19 protein-coding genes are annotated in these 18,381 nt (G+C 72.2%); 6 read left to right on the plus strand and 13 right to left on the minus strand.

The annotated features are described in order from the left end of the window. The 3 genes from H4N64_RS10100 to H4N64_RS10110 form a co-directional block, all read right to left on the minus strand. Window positions 1-1,305: an HRDC domain-containing protein gene (locus H4N64_RS10100; protein WP_186281864.1), complete on the minus strand. Its 1,305-nt coding sequence runs from the start codon at window positions 1,303-1,305 to the stop codon at window positions 1-3. A 175-nt stretch (window positions 1,306-1,480) separates the two neighbouring features. Then, entirely contained in the window at window positions 1,481-2,140 is a 660-nt protein-coding gene (locus tag H4N64_RS10105) for a LuxR C-terminal-related transcriptional regulator (RefSeq protein WP_186281865.1), read from the minus strand. A gap of 197 nt (window positions 2,141-2,337) precedes the next feature. After that, a complete protein-coding gene (locus H4N64_RS10110; RefSeq protein WP_186281866.1) occupies window positions 2,338-2,973 on the minus strand; it encodes a DUF3000 domain-containing protein in 636 nt (211 codons plus the stop codon). A gap of 137 nt (window positions 2,974-3,110) precedes the next feature. On the opposite strand from H4N64_RS10110, the gene hemE reads away from it, so the two are divergent. After that, window positions 3,111-4,166, plus strand: coding sequence for a uroporphyrinogen decarboxylase (gene hemE / locus H4N64_RS10115; RefSeq protein ID WP_186281867.1), 1,056 nt, complete (start codon window positions 3,111-3,113; stop codon window positions 4,164-4,166). A 1-nt stretch (window position 4,167) separates the two neighbouring features. Here the strand turns inward: hemE and H4N64_RS10120 are convergent, their stop codons facing one another. Then, window positions 4,168-4,989 carry a rhomboid family intramembrane serine protease gene (locus H4N64_RS10120; RefSeq protein WP_186281868.1) on the minus strand — a complete coding sequence of 274 codons (822 nt, stop codon included), beginning with the start codon at window positions 4,987-4,989 and terminating at the stop codon, window positions 4,168-4,170. 96 nt (window positions 4,990-5,085) lie between these two features. On the opposite strand from H4N64_RS10120, the gene H4N64_RS10125 reads away from it, so the two are divergent. Then, window positions 5,086-5,367 carry a hypothetical protein gene (locus tag H4N64_RS10125; protein WP_186281869.1) on the plus strand — a complete coding sequence of 94 codons (282 nt, stop codon included), beginning with the start codon at window positions 5,086-5,088 and terminating at the stop codon, window positions 5,365-5,367. On the opposite strand, the gene H4N64_RS10130 is transcribed toward H4N64_RS10125, so the two are convergent. Both H4N64_RS10130 and H4N64_RS10135 read right to left on the minus strand, forming a co-directional pair. Beyond that, on the minus strand, window positions 5,364-6,761 hold the full coding sequence (locus tag H4N64_RS10130) for an FAD-dependent oxidoreductase (RefSeq protein ID WP_186281870.1): 1,398 nt from the start codon (window positions 6,759-6,761) through the stop codon (window positions 5,364-5,366). The two genes, H4N64_RS10125 and H4N64_RS10130, sit on opposite strands and share 4 nt — an antisense overlap. Before the next feature lie 39 nt (window positions 6,762-6,800). Next, window positions 6,801-7,754, minus strand: coding sequence for a DUF4349 domain-containing protein (locus H4N64_RS10135; RefSeq protein WP_186281871.1), 954 nt, complete (start codon window positions 7,752-7,754; stop codon window positions 6,801-6,803). A 186-nt stretch (window positions 7,755-7,940) separates the two neighbouring features. On the opposite strand from H4N64_RS10135, the gene hemG reads away from it, so the two are divergent. Further along, window positions 7,941-9,398, plus strand: coding sequence for a protoporphyrinogen oxidase (hemG, locus tag H4N64_RS10140; protein WP_186281872.1), 1,458 nt, complete (start codon window positions 7,941-7,943; stop codon window positions 9,396-9,398). A 5-nt stretch (window positions 9,399-9,403) separates the two neighbouring features. Then, complete coding sequence (gene hemQ, locus H4N64_RS10145) at window positions 9,404-10,135, plus strand: hydrogen peroxide-dependent heme synthase (RefSeq protein WP_186281873.1); 732 nt, start codon at window positions 9,404-9,406, stop codon at window positions 10,133-10,135. Here the strand turns inward: hemQ and H4N64_RS10150 are convergent. From H4N64_RS10150 to H4N64_RS10170, 5 genes are all read right to left on the minus strand, one after another. Then, window positions 10,132-11,712, minus strand: a complete 1,581-nt coding sequence (locus tag H4N64_RS10150; RefSeq protein ID WP_186281874.1) for an alpha/beta hydrolase — start codon at window positions 11,710-11,712, stop codon at window positions 10,132-10,134. The two genes, hemQ and H4N64_RS10150, sit on opposite strands and share 4 nt — an antisense overlap. Window positions 11,713-11,829: 117 nt before the next feature. Further along, window positions 11,830-12,603 carry a TIGR04222 domain-containing membrane protein gene (locus tag H4N64_RS10155; protein ID WP_186281875.1) on the minus strand — a complete coding sequence of 258 codons (774 nt, stop codon included), beginning with the start codon at window positions 12,601-12,603 and terminating at the stop codon, window positions 11,830-11,832. 95 nt (window positions 12,604-12,698) lie between these two features. Then, a complete protein-coding gene (locus H4N64_RS10160) occupies window positions 12,699-13,493 on the minus strand; it encodes a DUF4142 domain-containing protein (RefSeq protein WP_186281876.1) in 795 nt (264 codons plus the stop codon). An 81-nt stretch (window positions 13,494-13,574) separates the two neighbouring features. After that, the gene (locus H4N64_RS10165) at window positions 13,575-14,858 is read right to left on the minus strand and encodes an MbnB/TglH/ChrH family RiPP precursor modification enzyme (protein WP_186281877.1); all 1,284 of its coding nucleotides are present in this window, start codon (window positions 14,856-14,858) and stop codon (window positions 13,575-13,577) included. Between the two features lie 112 nt (window positions 14,859-14,970). Beyond that, window positions 14,971-15,687: a peptidyl-tRNA hydrolase gene (locus H4N64_RS10170; RefSeq protein WP_186281878.1), complete on the minus strand. Its 717-nt coding sequence runs from the start codon at window positions 15,685-15,687 to the stop codon at window positions 14,971-14,973. A gap of 65 nt (window positions 15,688-15,752) precedes the next feature. Between H4N64_RS10170 and H4N64_RS10175 the strand changes: the two genes are divergently transcribed. Together H4N64_RS10175 and H4N64_RS10180 are read left to right on the plus strand one after the other, a co-directional pair. Next, entirely contained in the window at window positions 15,753-16,610 is an 858-nt protein-coding gene (locus H4N64_RS10175) for an ABC transporter ATP-binding protein (RefSeq protein ID WP_186281879.1), read from the plus strand. Beyond that, on the plus strand, window positions 16,607-17,278 hold the full coding sequence (locus tag H4N64_RS10180; protein ID WP_186281880.1) for an ABC transporter: 672 nt from the start codon (window positions 16,607-16,609) through the stop codon (window positions 17,276-17,278). Before H4N64_RS10175 ends, H4N64_RS10180 begins: the two co-directional genes overlap by 4 nt. Here H4N64_RS10180 and H4N64_RS10185 read toward each other — a convergent pair. Both H4N64_RS10185 and H4N64_RS10190 read right to left on the minus strand, forming a co-directional pair. Further along, window positions 17,270-17,452, minus strand: a complete 183-nt coding sequence (locus H4N64_RS10185; RefSeq protein WP_186281881.1) for a hypothetical protein — start codon at window positions 17,450-17,452, stop codon at window positions 17,270-17,272. The two genes, H4N64_RS10180 and H4N64_RS10185, sit on opposite strands and share 9 nt — an antisense overlap. An 18-nt stretch (window positions 17,453-17,470) precedes the next feature. Continuing rightward, complete coding sequence (locus H4N64_RS10190) at window positions 17,471-18,313, minus strand: polysaccharide deacetylase family protein (protein WP_186281882.1); 843 nt, start codon at window positions 18,311-18,313, stop codon at window positions 17,471-17,473. Window positions 18,314-18,381: the final 68 nt, after the last annotated feature.

The raw sequence follows: 18,381 nt of genomic DNA on the forward strand, positions 1-18,381 counted from the left end.
CTAGCCGGACAGCGCCGCCACCAACAAGGGCGTGACCTGCTCGATCTGCCAGGGACGGGCGCCGTGCCCCGCCAGGGCGGCCCCGACCGACTCCGCGTCCACGTCCTTCGGCGGCTCCCAGCACACCCGGCGCACGGTGTCCGGGGTGATCAGGTTCTCCTGGGGCATGTTGAGCCGCTCCGCCAGCGCGGAGACCCCGGCGCGGGCCGCCGAAAGACGCGCCGCGGCCGCGGGGTCCTTGTCGGCCCACGCGCGCGGCGGCGGAGGCCCGGTCACCGGCTGCCCGGGCTGCGGCAACTGCGACTCGCCGAGCGCCTTGGCCCGTTCGACGGCCGCCTGCCACTGCTCAAGCTGGCGCCGCCCCATCCGATGCCCGAAACCGTTCAACGCGGCCAGCGCATGTGTGTTGGCGGGCAGAGCGAGCGCGGCCTCCACGATCGCCGCGTCCGACAGCACCTTGCCCGGCGACACATCCCGTCGCCGCGCGATCCGGTCCCGCGTCTCCCACAGCTCGCGCACGACGCCGAGCTGCCGGCGCCGCCGCACCTTGTGCATCCCGGAGGTGCGGCGCCAGGGGTCCTTGCGCGGCTCGGCCGGCGGCGCGGACGCGATCGCGTCGAACTCCTGCCGGGCCCACTCCAGCTTGCCCTGCCGGTCCAGCTCCTTCTCCAGCGCGTCGCGCAGATCCACCAGGAGCTCCACGTCCAGCGCGGCGTAGCGCAGCCACGGCTCGGGCAGCGGGCGGGTGGACCAGTCGACGGCGGAGTGCCCCTTCTCCAGGACGAAGCCGAGAACGCTCTCGACCATCGCGCCGAGCCCGACCCGCGGGAACCCGGCGAGCCGCCCGGCCAGCTCGGTGTCGAACAGCTGATCGGGCACCATGCCTATCTCTCTCAGGCACGGCAGGTCCTGGGTCGCGGCGTGCAGTACCCACTCCGTACCGGAGAGCGCCTCGCCGAGACCGGACAGGTCGGGACAGGCCACGGGGTCGATCAACGCGGTGCCCGCGCCCTGGCGGCGCAGCTGTACGAGGTAGGCGCGCTGTCCGTAGCGGTAGCCGGAGGCGCGCTCGGCGTCGACGGCGACGGGTCCCGATCCGGCGGCGAACGCGGCGATGACGCGGACGAGGCACTCCTCGTCGGCGATCACGGGCGGAATGCCTTCGCGCGGTTCCAGCAAAGGGGTCGGTTCAGGGTTCGGTGCCCCGGCCGGCGCCCCCGTGACAGAAGATCCGCCGTCGTCCGGAGGGGCGCCTCCGGTGGTTCGCAGTGAGCTGTCTGCTGCGGTCTCTTGGGCGTCGGTCACCTGTCAAGGGTATCTGTGTATGGACAGCGCCCGTCGACGGAACGTTCCGTCGACGGGCGCCTGGGGGTCGTAAACCAGTCAGGTCGGTGATTCATCCGGTCCACGACGGGGGGCCACGGGTGGGGCGGGCCGGCGGCGGATCCGTTCACGTCCGTGAATGGCGGGTGGGAGGGGGTCAGTGGATGATGCCGGTGCGCAGGGCGACGGCGACCATGCCGGCGCGGTCGCCCGTGCCGAGCTTGCGGGCGATACGGGCGAGGTGGCTCTTGACGGTCAGCGCGGACAGGCCCATCGAGACGCCGATGGCCTTGTTCGACTGGCCCTCCGCCACCAGTCGCAGCACCTCGACCTCACGGCCGGACAGTTCGCGGTAGCCGCCCGGGTGGCTCGGGGCACCCGGGGGGCGGCGGTGCATACGGGCGGCGGCACCGATGGGGGCGGCACCGGGTCGGGTGGGGAGCCCGACGTTGGTGCGGGTGCCGGTGACGACGTAGCCCTTCACGCCTCCGGCCAGTGCGTTGCGGACGGCGCCGATGTCGTCGGCGGCGGACAGGGCGAGGCCGTTGGGCCAGCCCGCGGCGCGGGTCTCCGACAGTAGGGTCAGGCCGGAGCCGTCGGGCAGGTGGACGTCGGCGATACAGATGTCGCGGGGGTTGCCGATGCGGGGACGAGCCTCCGCGACGGACGAGGCCTCGATGACGTCGCGCACACCGAGCGCCCACAGGTGGCGGGTGACGGTGGAACGGACGCGGGGGTCGGCCACGACCACCATGGCGGTCGGCTTGTTCGGGCGGTAGGCGACCAGGCTTGCGGGCTGCTCAAGGAGAACGGACACCAGGCCTCCTGGGGTGCGGGACGGCTTTGAAGGTCACAGTCGTCTTCGGCACCAAACCTGAAGTTCTTTAGGGAATGATCACGATCTAGTGAGTAACAATTGGTGCAATTCGGACATGCGGTCGATCGTTCGGTGAACGAATCGGTTCGTTCGAGTAACGCTCATGACTGAAAGTGGCCGTATCGACAAAGTGATGCTTATCGCGACTGCGGTCCGCGCCGCTGTGGCAGCGTCACCACCGCCGCGTCACCGGGCCCGGCCGGCGGCAGCCCCGCGACCTGCGCGAGCAGATCCGCCCAGGACGCCAGATGCGCCGCGGTGTCCGGGACGCCGCCGAGGCCCTCGCGCGGGGTCCAGGACGCGCGGATCTCGATCTGCGAGGCCGACGGACGTTCGGAAAGACCGCCGAAGTAGTGCGAACTCGCGCGGGTGACGGTGCCGCTCGGCTCGCCTTGCGTCAGCCCGCGCGCCTGGAGCGCACCGGTCAGCCACGACCAGCACACCTCCGGCAGCAGCGGATCCGCCGCCATCTCCGGCTCCAGCTCCGCCCGCACCAGCGTCACCAGGCGGAACGTGCCCCGCCAGGCGTCGTGCCCGGCCGGGTCGTGCAACAGCACCAGACGCCCGTCGGCCAGATCCTGGTCGCCGTCGACGACGGTCGCCTCCAGCGCGTACGCGTGCGGGGCGAGCCGCTGCGGCGCGCGCGTGGACTCCACCTCGATCTGCGGCCTCAGCCGAGCGCCGCGCAAGGCCTCCACCGCGGCTCGGAAGACCGGCGGCGCTCCACTGCTCGCATGCCCGTCCGCCTCCCCGGTGTCCTTCGCGTCATCCATTCCACCCGACCGTCGTCCCTGAGCCGCAGCCATGCGGGAAGATTAAGGGGAATCGGCGCCCGGTGCGGGTCTAGACACCCGGTCGACCTCCTGGCCTGCGGGCAGGACGCCACCGCCCCCGTGCGAGACTGACCACCGTGAGTGCCAACGACACGCAGCCGACAGCGACGTACGACTCCGCCTTCCTCAAGGCGTGCAGGCGCGAGCCCGTGCCGCACACCCCGGTGTGGTTCATGCGGCAGGCCGGCCGCTCCCTGCCGGAGTACCGCAAGGTCCGCGAGGGCATTCCGATGCTCGAATCCTGCATGCGCCCGGAGCTGGTCACCGAGATCACCCTCCAGCCCGTGCGCCGGCACAACGTGGACGCGGCGATCTACTTCAGCGACATCGTCGTCCCGCTCAAGGCCATCGGCGTCGACCTCGACATCAAGCCCGGCGTCGGCCCGGTCGTCGAGAACCCGATCCGCACCCGCGCCGACCTGGCCCAACTACGCGATCTGACCCCCGAGGACATCTCCTACGTCACCGAGGCCATCGGTCTGCTCACCCGCGAGCTCGGGTCCACCCCGCTCATCGGTTTCGCGGGCGCGCCTTTCACCCTCGCGAGTTACCTCGTCGAGGGCGGTCCGTCGCGTACGTACGAGAACGCCAAGGCGATGATGTACGGCGACCCGGAGCTCTGGGCCGATCTGCTCGACCGTCTCGCGGACATCACGGCCGCCTTCCTGAAGGTCCAGATCGAGGCCGGCGCCTCCGCGGTCCAGCTCTTCGACTCCTGGGTCGGGGCGCTCGCCCCCGCCGACTACCGCCGCTCGGTGATGCCCGCCTCGGCCAAGGTCTTCCAGGCGGTCGCCGGTTACGGCGTCCCGCGCATCCACTTCGGCGTCGGCACCGGCGAACTGCTCGGGCTGATGGGCGAGGCCGGCGCGGATGTCGTCGGCGTCGACTGGCGTGTCCCGCTGGACGAGGCCGCCCGCCGGGTCGGCCCCGGCAAGGCGCTCCAGGGCAACCTCGACCCGACCGTGCTGTTCTCCACCACCGAGGCCGTCGAGACCAAGACGCAGGAAGTCCTCGACGCCGCGGCGGGCCTGGAGGGACACGTCTTCAACCTCGGCCACGGCGTCATGCCGAACACCGACCCGGACACGCTGACCCGGCTCGTGGAGTACGTCCACACGCACCCCGCGCGCTGATTCACCACGTCTCCCGGGGCCGCGCCCTCCTGCCGAACAGCAGGCCGCGCGGTTCCGGCGGCGGTGGTGTGCCGGGTTTGAGGGGCCAGGCGAGGAGCATGCCCGCGACGAAGCCGACGACATGGGCCGCGTACGCGACGGTCCCGGCGTCGGAGACGCCCTCGCCGGACGAGTACACCGCCTGGAGCGCGAACCAGAAGCCCAGCACCAGCCAGGCCGGCAGTCTGAGCGGCAGGAAGATCAGGAACGGCACCAGCACCCAGACCCTGGCCTTCGGATACAGCACCAGATAGGCGCCCAGCACCCCGGCGACGGCTCCCGAGGCGCCGATCAGGGGGTCGCCGGAGTCGTCGTTGAGGAGCGCGAAGCCGTAACCGGCCGCATAGCCGCAGACGACGTAGAACAGCAGGTACCGCACATGGCCCATGCGGTCCTCGATGTTGTTGCCGAAGATCAGCAGGAAGAGCATGTTGCCCAGCAGGTGCAGCCAGCCGCCGTGCAGGAACATCGCCGTGAAGACCGACAGCACCGGTGACTTGTCATAGCCCGGCTCGCCGATCACGCAGCCGGGGCCCTGCGGGCCCACCGCCACATCGCCGGTCGGGACCAGCCGGGGCAGCTGATCGTGGATCAACTCCCGTGGCACCGCCGCGTAGTGGTCCAGGAACGCGTGCAACTCGCACGTCTGGGCCAGGCGGCTCTGCCCGGGCACGCCGACGGTGCCGGGCATGGCGAGGAAGACGAGGACGTTCGCGGCGATCAGGCCGTACGTCACCCACGGGGTGGTGCGTGCGGGGTTCACGTCATGGACGGGGATGACCACGAGTTTCTTCTTCCCTGGATGCGGTCCGGGAATCGGTGAACGCCGGTGTCTTTGCGTGCGTATGGCTTGTCAACCGGGTCTACGTGAGGACAGGCGATGAACGATCGAGTTGCTCCTTCGATGCACGCGCTGCCGGACGGTGAGGCGGAGCTCTCCGTGGTGGTGCGGCTTCCCTGGGAGGACGTCGCGCGGCTGGGCCAGGAGGCCGGGCGGCTCGCCGCGCAGATGGGGCGGCCGGTGACGCTGGACGAAGCGGTGAGCCATCGGCTGCGGTCGGTGCGGGCGTCGGCCGCGCACGCCAAGCCGGGGGAGCAGCCGGTGGCCGCTCCCTCCAGCGCGTCGGTGGCGTCCCTGCCGAGGATCAGCGGGACGGCCTAGGAGCCTGCCGGCACCGCCTTCGTCGCCTTGCGGGCCGCGACCAGTACCGGGTCCCACACCGGGCTGAACGGCGGGGCGTAGCCGAGGTCCAGGGCCGTCATCTGCTCCACCGTCATCCCCGCGGTCAGGGCCACCGCCGCGATGTCCACGCGCTTGGCCGCGCCCTCCCTGCCGACGATCTGAACGCCCAGCAGGCGGCCGGTACGGCGCTCGGCGAGGATCTTGACCGTCATGAGGTCGGCGCCGGGGTAGTAACCGGCCCGGCTGGTCGACTCGATGGTGGCGGTGACGTACTGGAGTCCCGCCCTGCGCGCGTCCTTCTCGCGCAGGCCCGTGCGGGCGATCTCCAGGTCGCAGACCTTGCTGACCGCGGTGCCGACCACACCGGGGAAGGTGGCGTAGCCGCCGCCGACGTTGGTGCCGATGACCTGGCCGTGCTTGTTGGCGTGGGTGCCGAGGGCGATATGGCGTTCCTGGCCCGAGACCAGGTCGAGGACCTCCACGCAGTCGCCGCCCGCCCAGATGTTCTCGTGTCCGCGCACGCGCATCGCGAGATCGGTGAGCAGGCCCTGGTGGTGGCCGAGGGGCAGGCCCGCCACGCGGGCGAGCGTCGTCTCCGGGCGGACGCCGATGCCGAGGACGACGACGTCCGCCGGGTACTCGGCGTCCTCGGTGGCCACCGCGCGGACGTGGCCGTCGTCGCCGGTGAGGATCTTGGTGACCTCGGCGTCGTCGACCATCGTGATGCCGAGGCCCGTCATCGCCTCGTGCACCAGGCGGCCCATGTCGGGGTCGAGCGTGGACATCGGCTCCTTGCCGCGGTTGACGACCGTCACCTCGTAACCGCGGTTGATCAGCGCCTCGGCCATCTCCACACCGATGTAACCGGCGCCGACCACGACCGCGCGCCGGCCACGCGTGCGTGCCAGCGTGTCCAGCAGCGCCTGCCCGTCGTCCAGGGTCTGCACCCCGTGCACCCCCGGCGCGTCGGAGCCCGGCATGTCGGGACGGATCGGACGGGCGCCGGTCGCGATCACGAGTTTGTCGTACGACGTCCAGGACTCGGCCCCGGAATCGACGTCACGCGCGCGTACCCGCTGTCCGGCCACGTCGATCTCCATGACCTCGGTGCGCAGGCGCAGATCGATGTCCCGCGCGCGGTGCTCCTCGGGCGTACGGGCGATCAGCGCGTCGCGCTCGGCGACGTCGCCGCCGACCCAGTACGGGATTCCGCACGCCGAGTACGAGGAGAAGTGGCCGCGTTCGAAGGCCACGATCTCCAGTTCGTCGACGCCCTTCATGCGCCGTGCCTGCGACGCCGCGGACATCCCCGCGGCGTCGCCGCCGATCACGACCAGCCGTTCCTTCGTACCCCGCCCAAGGCTCATGTTCATGCGAACACGCTACGGGCGCCGATCATTTCGGGCTTGTGGTCAGTCCCTGTCGGGGCCGGGCGCGGGACGTGCCGTGGGAAGCGGGCCGAGCGCGGTCGTCGCGGGGGCGGGCTCGGAGCGGCGGCCCAGGCGGGGCTGGATCAGCCGCAGCCAGAGCACGACGAGCAGGGCCGCCCCCGCGGCGAACGGCAGCACCGCCGCGACGGCCATGACGATCCACCGCAGCATCGTCACGAAGGCGTCCCAGCCGCCCGTCAGCGCGTCCATGACGCCCGGGTCGTCGTCCTCGGCCGCCGCCTTCTTCACCGGAGTCTCGGACAGCGACAGGGTGATGGTGGCGAGGCTCGTGCGGTCCTTCAGGGAGGCCTGCCGGGCCAGCAGCGACTCCAGGTCCGCCTGGCGGGTGCTCAGTTCGCCCTCCAGCGTCACCACGTCGCTCAGCTTGGTGGCCTGGTCCATCAGCTCACGGATCCGGGCCACGCTGGCCCGCTGCGACGTGATGCGGCTCTCCACGTCGACGACCTGGTCGGTGACGTCCTGCGCCTTGGCGGTGCGGTCGAGCAACTTGCCCGTGCCCTCCAGGTCGGCGAGGACGTCCGCGTAGGAGTCGACGGGCACGCGCAGGACGACCCGGGTGCGCTCCCTGCCCTTCTCGTCGCGGGTGGTCGTCTCGTTGCCGACGTAGCCGCCCGCGTTCTCGGTGGTCGTACGGGCCTCGTCGAGAGCCTTCGGTACGTCCTTGACCTGCACGGTCAGCGAGGCGGTACGGATGATGCGGCTCGCGGTGATCTTGGGCGGGGCGTCCGCCTTCTCGGCGCCGGAGTCCCCGGCCGCGGGGCCCGCGGCGCTGTCCGCCTGGGACTTGGCGGCCTCGTTGCTGCCGCCGGAGTCGCTGGAGTCGGCTCCGGCGCTGCAACCGGTCAGCGCCAGGGCCGCGGCCAGCAGGAGGCCGGCTAGGGCCTGAACAGGTCGTACGGAACGTCGTGCGCGCATGGTGGCGTTACCCCCCGAGGGTCGTGACGACTGATGCTTCTTCGACGCCGGAGCGGGTACGGACGTTGGCCCGCGACGGTTCCGATGCGGTCACGGTCGGGACTCGGGCCGGGCACGCGGCGGTCCGGCGGTGAAGGGCCGAACGGCCCTGGCGGGAGTGTCAGTGGTGTTTGAGAGAGTGGGATCATGCACGCAGCGGACACTCCGGCGGAACACGGGCAGGTCGTCGTCATCGGAGCCGGGATCGCCGGCCTTGCGGCGGCCCACCGGCTGCTGGCCGAGGGCAGACATGTGACGGTGCTGGAGGCCTCGGACCGGATCGGCGGCAAGCTGCTGCCCGGCGAGATCGCGGGCGTTCGCGTGGACCTCGGCGCCGAGTCGATGCTGGCGCGCCGCCCCGAGGCCGTCGCTCTGGCCCGCGAGGTCGGCCTCGACGGGCGCCTCCAGCCGCCGGCCACCGCCACCGCCTCCCTGTGGACCCGCGGCGCCCTGCGCCCCATGCCCAAGGGCCATGTCATGGGCGTGCCCGGCACCGCCTCCGCCCTGGCCGGCGTCCTGTCCGACGAGGGCCTCGCCCGGATCGGGCGCGACGCCGAACTGCCCCGCACCGAGGTCGGTGACGACGTGGCGGTCGGGGCGTATGTGGCGCAGCGCCTGGGCCGCGAGGTCGTCGACCGGCTGGTCGAGCCGCTGCTGGGCGGGGTGTACGCGGGCGACGCCTACCGCATCTCGATGCGCTCGGCCGTCCCCCAGCTCTTCCAGGCCGCGCAGACCCATGACTCCCTGACCGAGGCGGTCCGCGAGATCCAGGCCAAGGCGGCCGCGAATCAGCAGACCGGCCCGGTGTTCATGGGCATCGAGGGCGGAATCGGCACCCTTCCGCTCTCCGTCGCGGAGTCGGTGCGGGCCAGGGGCGGCGAGATCGTCACCGGGGCTCCGGTGACCGAACTGCGCCGCGATGCGGACGGCTGGCGGGTCGTCACCGGCGACCGGACGCTGCGCGCGGACGCCGTCGTCGTCGCCGTACCCGCGCGTGCCGCCGCCGAGCTGCTGCGCGCCGAGGCCCCGGCCGCCGCGAGCGAGCTGGCCGCCGTCGAGTACGCCTCCATGGCCCTGGTCACCCTCGCCTACCGCCGCGCCGACACCGCCCTCCCCGAAGGCAGCGGCTTCCTCGTCCCGCCCGTCGACGGCCACACCATCAAGGCCTCGACCTTCGCCTCCCAGAAGTGGGGCTGGATCCACGAGGAGGACCCGGACGTGCTGGTGCTGCGCACCTCCGTCGGGCGGTACGGCGAGACGGAGATCCTCCAGCGGGAGGACGCCGACCTCGTCGAGGTCTCCCGGCACGACCTCAAGGCGGCGACCGGCCTGGACGCCACCCCGGTCGCCACCCGCGTCACCCGCTGGACCGACGGCCTGCCCCAGTACCCCGTCGGCCACCACGCGCGCGTGGCCCGCATCCGCGAGCACCTCGGCAAGGTCCCGGGCCTTGCCGTGTGCGGCGCGGCCTACGACGGCGTGGGCATCCCGGCGTGCATCGCGAGCGCGTACGCGGCCGTCGACCAGATCCACGGTGACCTGCGCGCTGTGCAGGAGCTCACCGCCCACCCGGTGCAGAGTCTGCACGGAGGAGCAGGAGAATAGGGACCATGAGTGACGACGCCCCCACCACCGAGGCCGGCCGGATCCCGAACAAGGGCAAGCTGGCCAAGGACCTCAACGAGGTCATCCGCTACACCCTCTGGTCCGTCTTCAAGCTGAAGGACGTGCTCCCCGAGGACCGTACGGGCTACGCCGACGAGGTCCAGGAGCTGTTCGACCAGCTCGCCGCCAAGGACGTGACGATCCGCGGCACCTACGACGTGTCCGGGCTGCGCGCGGACGCCGACGTCATGATCTGGTGGCACGCCGAGACCAGCGACCAGCTCCAGGAGGCGTACAACCTCTTCCGCCGCACCAAGCTGGGCCGCGCCCTGGAGCCGGTGTGGTCGAACATGGCGCTGCACCGCCCCGCCGAGTTCAACCGCTCGCACATCCCGGCGTTCCTCGCCGACGAGACGCCCCGCGACTACGTCAGCGTCTACCCCTTCGTGCGCAGCTACGACTGGTACCTGCTGCCCGACGAGGACCGCCGCCGCATGCTCGCCGACCACGGCAAGATGGCCCGCGGCTACCCGGACGTCCGCGCCAACACCGTCGCCTCCTTCTCGCTCGGGGACTACGAGTGGATCCTCGCCTTCGAAGCGGACGAGCTGTACCGCATCGTCGACCTGATGCGCCACCTGCGCGCGTCGGAGGCCCGTATGCACGTCCGCGAGGAGGTCCCGTTCTACACGGGCCGCAGGAAGTCCGTGAGCGACTTGGTCGCGGGGCTCGCCTAGGACTTGTCGGGGCGCGGCTCCGGATGCGGCGCGCATGTCGCGCGCCGCACCGGAAGCCGCCCCTCCAGCAGATACGCGTCCACATGCGCGTTGACGCAAGGGTTCGGCCCACCGGCGATCCCGTGCGTCCCCGCGTCCCGCTCGGTCACCAGCACCGACCCCCACAACCGCTGATGCAGCTCCAGCGCCCCCTCATAAGGCGCGGCGGCATCCCGCTCGGCGGCCAGGATCAGCGTCGGCGGCAACTCACCGGGCCCCGTCCGCACATCGAGCGGCTGCTGACGCGGCGCGGGCCAGAACGCGCAGGGCAGATTCATCCACACGTTGTCCCACGTCTCGAACGGCGCCACCCGGGCAAGCCGCGTGTTGTCCCGGTCCCACACACTCCACTCCGTGGGCCAGGCCGCGTCGTTGCACTCGACGGCCGTGTAGACCGCCCTGCCGTTCTCCGCCTCGGCGGCCGCCTCCGTCACCGGAGCGGCGATCTCGATCAGCGGCTGCGGATCGCCCTTGAGATACGCCGACAGCGCCCGCGCCCGGTGCGGCCAGTAGTCGTCGTAGTACCCGGCCTGGAGGAACGACCCCTGCAACTGGCCGGGACCCACCTTCCCGCCCGCCGGTTCGGCGGCGAGCCGCGCCATCGCCTTCTCGTAGCTGCGCAGCACCTGCGCCGACGTCCTGCCGAGCCCGTACACCTTGTGGTGCTTGGCGATCCACTCCCGCAGGTCCGCCCAGCGGCCCTCGAACGCCGCCGACTGGTCGAGGTTGTTGCGGTACCAGATCTGCTCCGGGTCCGGATTCACCGCCGCGTCGAAGACCATCCGCCGCACCCGCGAGGGGAAGAGCGTCGCGTACAGCGCGCCGTAGTACGTGCCGTACGACGCGCCCATGAACGTCAGCTTCTCCTCGCCCAGCGCGGCCCGCAGGACGTCGAGGTCGCGGGCGTTGTTGAGGGAGTGATAGTGCTTCAGCGCGCTGCCGGACCGCTTGGCGCAGCCGCGCGCGTACGCCTTGGCCTGCGCGACACGTTCCCGCTTGTACGACTCGGAGGGGTGCGTGGGCGCCTGTGACGGTCCCTTGAAGAAGTGCTTGGGGTCCTGGCAGGACAGGGGAGCGCTGCGGCCCACGCCGCGCGGGGCGTAGCCGACGAGGTCGTAGGCCGCCGCGAGGCGCTTCCACTCGGGCATCTGACCGATCAGCGGGAAGTACATGCCCGAGGCGCCGGGGCCGCCCGGGTTGAAGACCAGGGCGCCCTGCCGCGGCACCAGGCGCTTGCTGTTGTGCGGGTCCTTGTGGGTGGCCCGCACCCGGCTGACCGTCAGCCTGATCTGCTTGCCCTTCGGATACGCGTAGTCCAGCGGGACGCTGACGGTGCCGCACTGGAGACTGCCCGGCATGTCCTGCTCCTTGGAGCAGGAGCCGAAGTCGATGCCGTCCGCCTTCGCGCGCGCGGCGGCCACCGCGGTGCCACGCAGCTCGGCCAGGCCCGGGACGGCCTCCGCGCCGCCGGCCGGGGCGGCGGCGAGGGTGGTCAGGAGCAACGACCCGGCGGCCGTGTAGAGGGCGGGGGCTCTCATCGCGTATCCCTTCGGTGCACGGACGCAACAAAAGGGATGTTTCGTTCGGCTGTTGGCGAAGGCAAGCACCGTCCGGCCGGTGTCGGCGCCAATGCCCCGTGTGCGCCCCCTTCTGTGTCAGTCGCGCCAGAGCGGCTCGCGCTGCTCGAAGGCCGCCCGCAGGTCCGGCTCACCGATCGCCCGGACCCCGCGTACGGCGACCGTGGTGAGGTACGTACGGTCGTCACCGCCGCCGGTGTGCCGGGCCAGGGCGCCCAGCAGCCGCTGTCCGGCCGGGGAGGCCCAGGGCGAGTACGGGTGGACCTCGACGCGCGCGATGGCCAGACAGCTCAGGGTGAGCGCCAGCGGCAGCCCGAACCAGAGCGCGACCAGATGGCGGGGCATGTCGGCCGAGCCGGGCATGAGCAGCGCGGTCGCGCCCAGCGCCAGGACGGCCGCCACGGCGAGCTGCACCTGGCGGACCGCGGCCGCTATGCCGGTGCGGGCTCCGTCGGGCACGGCGAGACCGGCCCGGACGAGGCGTTCGGCGAGGCTGCCCACCGCCTCCGCGTCGGCCGCGGCATCCCGTACCGGAGCGATACGGGACTGGCCCTCGGGCCCGATGGCGCCTATGACGGAGCGTTCGATGTCGTCCCGGCCGCGCGGGTCGACGACCGTCGCCCAGCCCGTGCGGGCGAGCAGCAGCCGGCGCTGGCGGGCCATGGAGACCAGGGTCAGATCGGCGACCCGGCGGGGGCCGCCCGACAGGAACGCGGCCTCGTACAGCGTCAGATCGTGCTCTCGGCCCGCGTTCACGTCCACGGCCGCCGCGTGTACGGCGGCCAGGCACAGCCGGGTGCACGCGGTGCCGGCGACGGCCCAGGCCAGCAGCAGGAGAAGGACCCAGAACATGCCCCCATCTTGCGGCTGAACCGCCGCCGCTCTCGCGGACTTGGTTGCTCGCCGTGGGGGTTCCTCGATTTATGGTTGCGGTTTTGGGTCGTTTATCAGGACTTGCCGGCATTGGTGGGTGGGCGGCTCGTGGCGGCCGGCGGCAGCGTGTACGTCGGCGTCGGCACCGGGGACGGGGTGACCGGGATCACGGGGGAGGGGTCGGTCACCGGGCCGGGCGGCGCCGGGGAGCGGGTGAGCGGGGGAGTGCTGTGGGCGGCCATGTCCCGGGCCAGGGCGTCGAAGTCGACGTACCCGGTGGCCTCCAGGACCTTGATGTGGTCCAGCACCGTGGTGTTGGCGTCCTCGGCGAGTTGGCGCACCAGGGTGTTGCGGGTGCTCGCGCGGACCTGGGCGACGACCGAGAACACCTTGCCGTGCGCCACGCGCAGGATGTTGGCGAACTGCCAGTCGTACTCGGTGCCCTGGGCCGAGGTCAGGGTGGCGAGCCACCCTCGCTGCTGCTCGTTCGGTTCGTTGGGCAGGGTGAGCGAGAGCTTCGCGGCGACGTCACGGACGCGCTCGTCCAGGAAGGCGTGCCCCTCGACGAGATGTTCGCCCGCCGTCTTCACGGCCGGTGTGGTGCCCTTCTGCTGGGCCTGCTGACCGGCGGGCAGCTCCCAGAGCCCTGCCAGCCGGACCTTGGTGAGGAACTCGCGGTCCAGACCCGACAGGGGGCCGTACCGCGTCGAGACGGTCTCGGCGTTGAGCACGTCGAGACCGGTGCCCGACCGGTCGGCGTACGACCAGATCGGGACGATCAGCGCCACGAGGGTCGCCGTCAGGCCCGTGATGATGAGCCCGGTACCGCTGAGGATGCCCCGGCCGGGGACAGGGGGTCGCGGTCGCATGGTGCCTCCAGTTGCGGCACCGCACGTCAGTGCGCTTCGAGGGGTGGGATGGGCATATTAACTATTAATCGGGGCCCCTCGTTACCGGCGGGTCAATGTCCGCCGTATCCGCGCCGGCCACGAGTGCGAGCGCGGGGCCGGGCCCGAGCGCTCCAGCCACCACTCCCGCAGGTCCCTTCGGGCGGCAGTGTCCAACGCCCCCTCGCCGTCCAGCAGTTGACCGGCGAATTCGAGCGCGTCGCGCCGATAGCCGCTGGTCATCGGGTTGCGCTGGGCGTAGGAGAGGAAGGCGGGACGGTACCGCGGGCCGAGGATCGCGGGCAGTTCCGGTGCGACTTTCGCCACGACGTCCGCCCGCTTCCCGGCGAGCGCCCGCGCCTGTACGCCCAGACGCGTCCGGTCGAACCCCTCGGGCACGGGCGTCCCGGCGACGAGCGCGGACAGCAGCGCGGCCTGGGCGAGGGCGAGGCGCTCGCGGGCGGCGGAAGAGGCCGGTGCCGGAGTGTTGCCCGGCGTGCTGCTCGGGGTCCGCGGCTCCTGGCCGCCCTTCTCGACGGCCGCGCGGATCTGCGCCAACTCCCGCTCCAGTTCGGCCGTTTCGGGGAAGTTCTCGTCGCGCTCCAGCAGGACTCCGGGCGGTGCGACCCGGGAGGCGAGGTCGGTGAGGATGTCGAGCACCGGTCGCGGGACCGGGTGGGCGTGGCTGTCGTGCCAGACGCCGTCCCGCTCGAAGCCGCCCGCGACATGGACGTACGCGATGGCCTCCAGCGGGAGTTCGGCGAGTGCCTCGGCCGGGTCCTCGCCCCGGTTGACGTGGTTGGTGTGCAGGTTCGCCACGTCGATGAGCAGCCGCACTCCGGTGCGGTCGGCCAGCTCGTACAGGAACTGACCCTCGGTCAGCTCCTCGCCGGGCCAGGAGATCAGCGCGGCGATGTTCTCGACGGCGAGCGGCACGGGGAGGGCGTCCTGGGCGATCCGGATGTTCTCGCACAGCACGTCGAGGGCGTCCCGGGTGCGCGGGACGGGCAGCAGGTGTCCGGCCTCAAGGCGCGGGGACGCGGTGAGCGGGCCGCCCGCCCGGACGAACGCGATGTGCTCGGTGACCAGCGGCGAGCCCAGCGCCCCGGCCCGCTCGGCGAGGGCGGTCAGCCGTGTCTCGTCGGGCCGGTCGGCGCCGCCGAGGCCGAGCGAGACACCGTGCGGGATCACCGTGACCCCGCGCTCGCGCAGCCGCAGCAGCGACTTCGGGAGATGTCCCGGACACACGTTCTCGGCGACGACCTCGGCCCAGTCGATGCCCGGTATGCGTTCCACGGCGTCCGCGATCTCCGGTCGCCATCCGATCCCCGTACCCAGTCGCTCCATCCTCGTCCCCCTCCTTCACGTGCGTGGAGGGGGTATGGCCCGGGTGCGGGGAGGTGAATCCCCTGGGCCGGGGCTTCAGAGCAACATTTGAGGTTGGGACCCCGGCCGTCGGCTATCGCAGAGCCGGGTGGTCCGCGATCACCGTCGCCGAGCCCGGGGCGATCTCCGTGAAGCCCGCGTCCCGTACGACCGGCAGGCCGCTCGTGGTGAGGTCCTGCCAACGCTCGCGGGCAGCCAGGCGCACGGCGAGCGGGAAGCCCGCCTCGCGCCAGGCCGTGCGCTCCTCGTCGGAGAGCTCCCACCAGGCGAGCTGGGCGCCGTGCCCGGCCTGGGCCATCGCCTTGCCGGCCGACATGTCGAGGTCGGGGTTGAGCCACAGCATCGGCGCCGACGGATCCGCCGCCACCGGGGGCTCCGGGTCGTCGAGGTCGGTGCCGGAGACCTGGAGCCTCGCCAGATCCTTGGGCCAGCCGTCGAGGGGGACGGGCGGGAACACCCGTACCTCGGCCGCCTTGCCGGTCACGGTGATCCCCGGCAGAGCCTCGGCGCGCCGCCACTCGGCGCCACGAGCCCGCCGTACGACCTTGCGGATCCGCGCGTCCTGCCAGTCCCGCACGGCCTCGGCCCACTCCCCGTCCCCGACTGCCCGCTCGTCCGCGAGCAGCACCAGCACCGCACGGGCGGCGGTCTCCAGGGCGTCGGTACGGGCCGGGGGAGCGCCACGCTCGATGCGGACCACCAGGGGCAGGACGAACTGCGGGGCCTGGTCGCGGGCGGTCGGCTCGGAACGGAAGGGACTGTCACCGGCAGGCTGGTATGTGTGGCTCACGGCTTCCAGTGTGCCAGTCGGAAGATCGTGTCCGGTGGGGTCGGCGGGCAGGAGAAGATGGCCGTATGCAACGCGATCTTCGTCTGGACAACGTGGGCCGCCGCTACGGCCTGCGCGGCCCCTGGGTCTTACGCGCGGTCAACCTGGCGATAGCGCCCGGCACCCTGACCCGGGTCGAGGGCGCCAACGGCACGGGCAAGTCCACCCTCCTGCGGCTGCTCGCCGGCATCGACGCCCCGACCGAGGGCAGGATCACCGGCCGCCCCCGCACGGCCTACGTCCCCGAACGCTTCCCGTCGGCGCTGCCCTTCACCGCCGTCGGCTACCTCACCCACCTCGGCACCGTGCACGGCCTGTCCCGCGCGTCGGCCACCCGCGCCGCCCACGCCTGCCTTGAGCGCTTCGGCGCCGCCGCCTACGCCCGGACACCCATGGCGCAGCTCTCCAAGGGCAGCAGTCAGAAGGTCGCCGTCGCCCAGGCCCTGCTCGCCGAACCCGAATTCCTCGTCCTGGACGAGGCCTGGACCGGCCTCGACGAGGACGCCCGGGCCGAACTGGAACGCGCGGTGGCGGAACGCACCGCCGTCGGCGCCTCGGTGGTCTTCGTCGACCACGACCCGAGCCGTCTGGCCGGAGTGCCGGACGTGATCTGCACGGTCCGGGACGGAGGCGTCAACCGCCGTACGGAACACCCCACTTCACCGGCCGCGGGCCCGAGGACCGTGGTGGTGGCCCAGGGCCCGCGAGGCGGCGCACTCCCCGCCGAGACCGCCGGACTCCCCCTCACCACCCTCGAAGAGACGACCGCGGGCACCTACCGCATCACCGTCCCCGCGTCCCACTCCGACGTCCTGCTCCGAGCGCTGCTGATGTCCCGCCCGCCGTGGCACGTGGTGGCCGTGGGCAGTGAGGAGACCCCATGACGGCACTGTTCCGTTACCAGACCGACCTGCTCGTCCGCTCCCAGCGCTGGCTGCCGCCGTTCATCCTCTACGCGGTGTTCCTGGCCGTGGGTGTCCAGAGCGGCCAGCCGATACTCGACTCGCTCGGCTACACGGCGGCCGCCCTGCTCCCGGTCGCCGCCTGGCTCGTACGGATCTGCGTCACCAACGAGCCCGCCGCCGCCCGAGGTTGCGTCTCCGCGGCCGTAGGACCGGGACGGGCGCACCTGGCACCCCTGCTCGTGGCGCTGACGGCGGCGGCGACCCTGGGCGCGCTGGCGACCGTCCTGGTGACGCTGATCAGCGACCCGACGAGCGCGGACCGTCAGACCGCCGTGCCCCGACTGCCGGCCGGCGCCTCCGGCCTGCTCGCCGCCCTGGTCTGCGCCCTGCTCGGCACGGCCGTGGGCGCGCTGACGACCTGGCCGCTGCTGCGCTCGACCGGCCGCGCGATCCCCGCGATGCTGCTGACGGCCCTGCTGTCCGTGGTGGTGACCGGGTCCCCGGCGCGGGCGGCGGTCAGCGGACTGGTCACCGGCTCCCGCTCGGGCACGGTTCCGCTGCCCTTGCTGCCACTGGCCGGGGCAGCCCTGTTCACTGCCGCGGCGACCGCCCTGGCCTGCGCGCTCAGCTCCCGAAGATCACCCTGAGCAGGCGGTCCGCTCGGCCTCGCGCCACTCGCACACCGGGCACAGCGTGAGGCCCTTGTACGACTCCGGGTACTCCGTCGGCTCCCGGCACAGCACACACTCCGCGTACGGCGGCCCGTCGGCCTTGGGCGGCTTGGTCGCGTCGGCGATCGTGCAGTAGTCGGCCTCGCTCATGCCTCCAGCGTAGAACGCTCACCGCCGGTCGCGGGCGGCCCCGATCAGCTCGGACACCTTCACGAAGCGGAACCCCTGGCGCCGCAGCTCGGGCACGATCGTGCGGACGGCGCGCTCGGTGGTGGGGGCGGCGCTGCGGGTGCAGTGCATGACGACGACCGATCCCGGCCGCACCCCGTCCAGCACCTGCCGGGCCACGGCGTCGGCGTCGGTGGCGAAGGCGTCCCCGCTCACCACGTCCCACTGCACGGCGGTCACCCCGGCCGGGGTCAGCGCCTTGAGCGCCCGCCGGTCGTGGCACCCACCGGGGAACCGGAAGTACGGCATCGCATCCGGCACCCCGGCCTTCCGGAAGGCAGCGTACGCCCGCTCCACATCCGCCCGCATCCGGTCCTCGGAGACGGTCGGCAGTCCGTAGCAGTCAGCGGTGAAGGCGTAGTGGCTGTAGGAGTGATTGGCGACCTCGAAGAGCGGATCCCGCCCGATGCCCCGAGCCTGCCCGGGGTACTCCTCGGCCCACCGCCCGGTCATGAACACAGTCGCGGGTACGTCGAGCTCGCGGAGCGCGGCGATGAGCCCCGGATTGTCGAACCGCTCACCGGCCGCGGCCCTCGGCCCCTGGTCGGCGGTCATGTCGGCATCGAAGGTGAGAGCGACGGTCTTGTCCTCGCCCCTGGGCCCGTTCATGAACACGGGCGTCACCCCGGCGGGCCCCGGCGCGAGCGTCGGCGGCTTCGACGGGGCCACGGAGGTCGCGGAAGGGGCCGGACGGGCGGGGCGTGGGGTCTGGGGGGCGCCGCAGGCGGCGAGTGCGGCGCCCAGGACACAGACGGCGGTGATGCTGCGTACACGAGTGATCACCGTATGAGAATTACGGTGATATGCCCCTTATCTGATTACGGGAGCCGCCGACACGGTGCCGTGTCACC

Origin of the sequence: Streptomyces cupreus (assembly GCF_014257025.1) — a bacterium.
GTDB classification, from domain to species: Bacteria; Actinomycetota; Actinomycetes; order Streptomycetales; family Streptomycetaceae; genus Streptomyces; species Streptomyces cupreus.

What these genes read in the sequence shown, in the direction of transcription:
- H4N64_RS10110 (WP_186281866.1), bottom strand. Translation starts at nt 2,973, where the DNA reads ATGGATGACGCGAAGGACACCGGGGAGGCGGACGGGCATGCGAGCAGT.
- H4N64_RS10125 (WP_186281869.1), top strand. Translation starts at nt 5,086, where the DNA reads ATGAACGATCGAGTTGCTCCTTCGATGCACGCGCTGCCGGACGGTGAG.
- H4N64_RS10130 (WP_186281870.1), bottom strand. Translation starts at nt 6,761, where the DNA reads ATGAACATGAGCCTTGGGCGGGGTACGAAGGAACGGCTGGTCGTGATC.
- H4N64_RS10135 (WP_186281871.1), bottom strand. Translation starts at nt 7,754, where the DNA reads ATGCGCGCACGACGTTCCGTACGACCTGTTCAGGCCCTAGCCGGCCTC.
- hemG (WP_186281872.1), top strand. Translation starts at nt 7,941, where the DNA reads ATGCACGCAGCGGACACTCCGGCGGAACACGGGCAGGTCGTCGTCATC.
- hemQ (WP_186281873.1), top strand. Translation starts at nt 9,404, where the DNA reads ATGAGTGACGACGCCCCCACCACCGAGGCCGGCCGGATCCCGAACAAG.
- H4N64_RS10150 (WP_186281874.1), bottom strand. Translation starts at nt 11,712, where the DNA reads ATGAGAGCCCCCGCCCTCTACACGGCCGCCGGGTCGTTGCTCCTGACC.
- H4N64_RS10155 (WP_186281875.1), bottom strand. Translation starts at nt 12,603, where the DNA reads ATGTTCTGGGTCCTTCTCCTGCTGCTGGCCTGGGCCGTCGCCGGCACC.
- H4N64_RS10160 (WP_186281876.1), bottom strand. Translation starts at nt 13,493, where the DNA reads ATGCGACCGCGACCCCCTGTCCCCGGCCGGGGCATCCTCAGCGGTACC.
- H4N64_RS10165 (WP_186281877.1), bottom strand. Translation starts at nt 14,858, where the DNA reads ATGGAGCGACTGGGTACGGGGATCGGATGGCGACCGGAGATCGCGGAC.
- H4N64_RS10175 (WP_186281879.1), top strand. Translation starts at nt 15,753, where the DNA reads ATGCAACGCGATCTTCGTCTGGACAACGTGGGCCGCCGCTACGGCCTG.
- H4N64_RS10180 (WP_186281880.1), top strand. Translation starts at nt 16,607, where the DNA reads ATGACGGCACTGTTCCGTTACCAGACCGACCTGCTCGTCCGCTCCCAG.
- H4N64_RS10185 (WP_186281881.1), bottom strand. Translation starts at nt 17,452, where the DNA reads ATGAGCGAGGCCGACTACTGCACGATCGCCGACGCGACCAAGCCGCCC.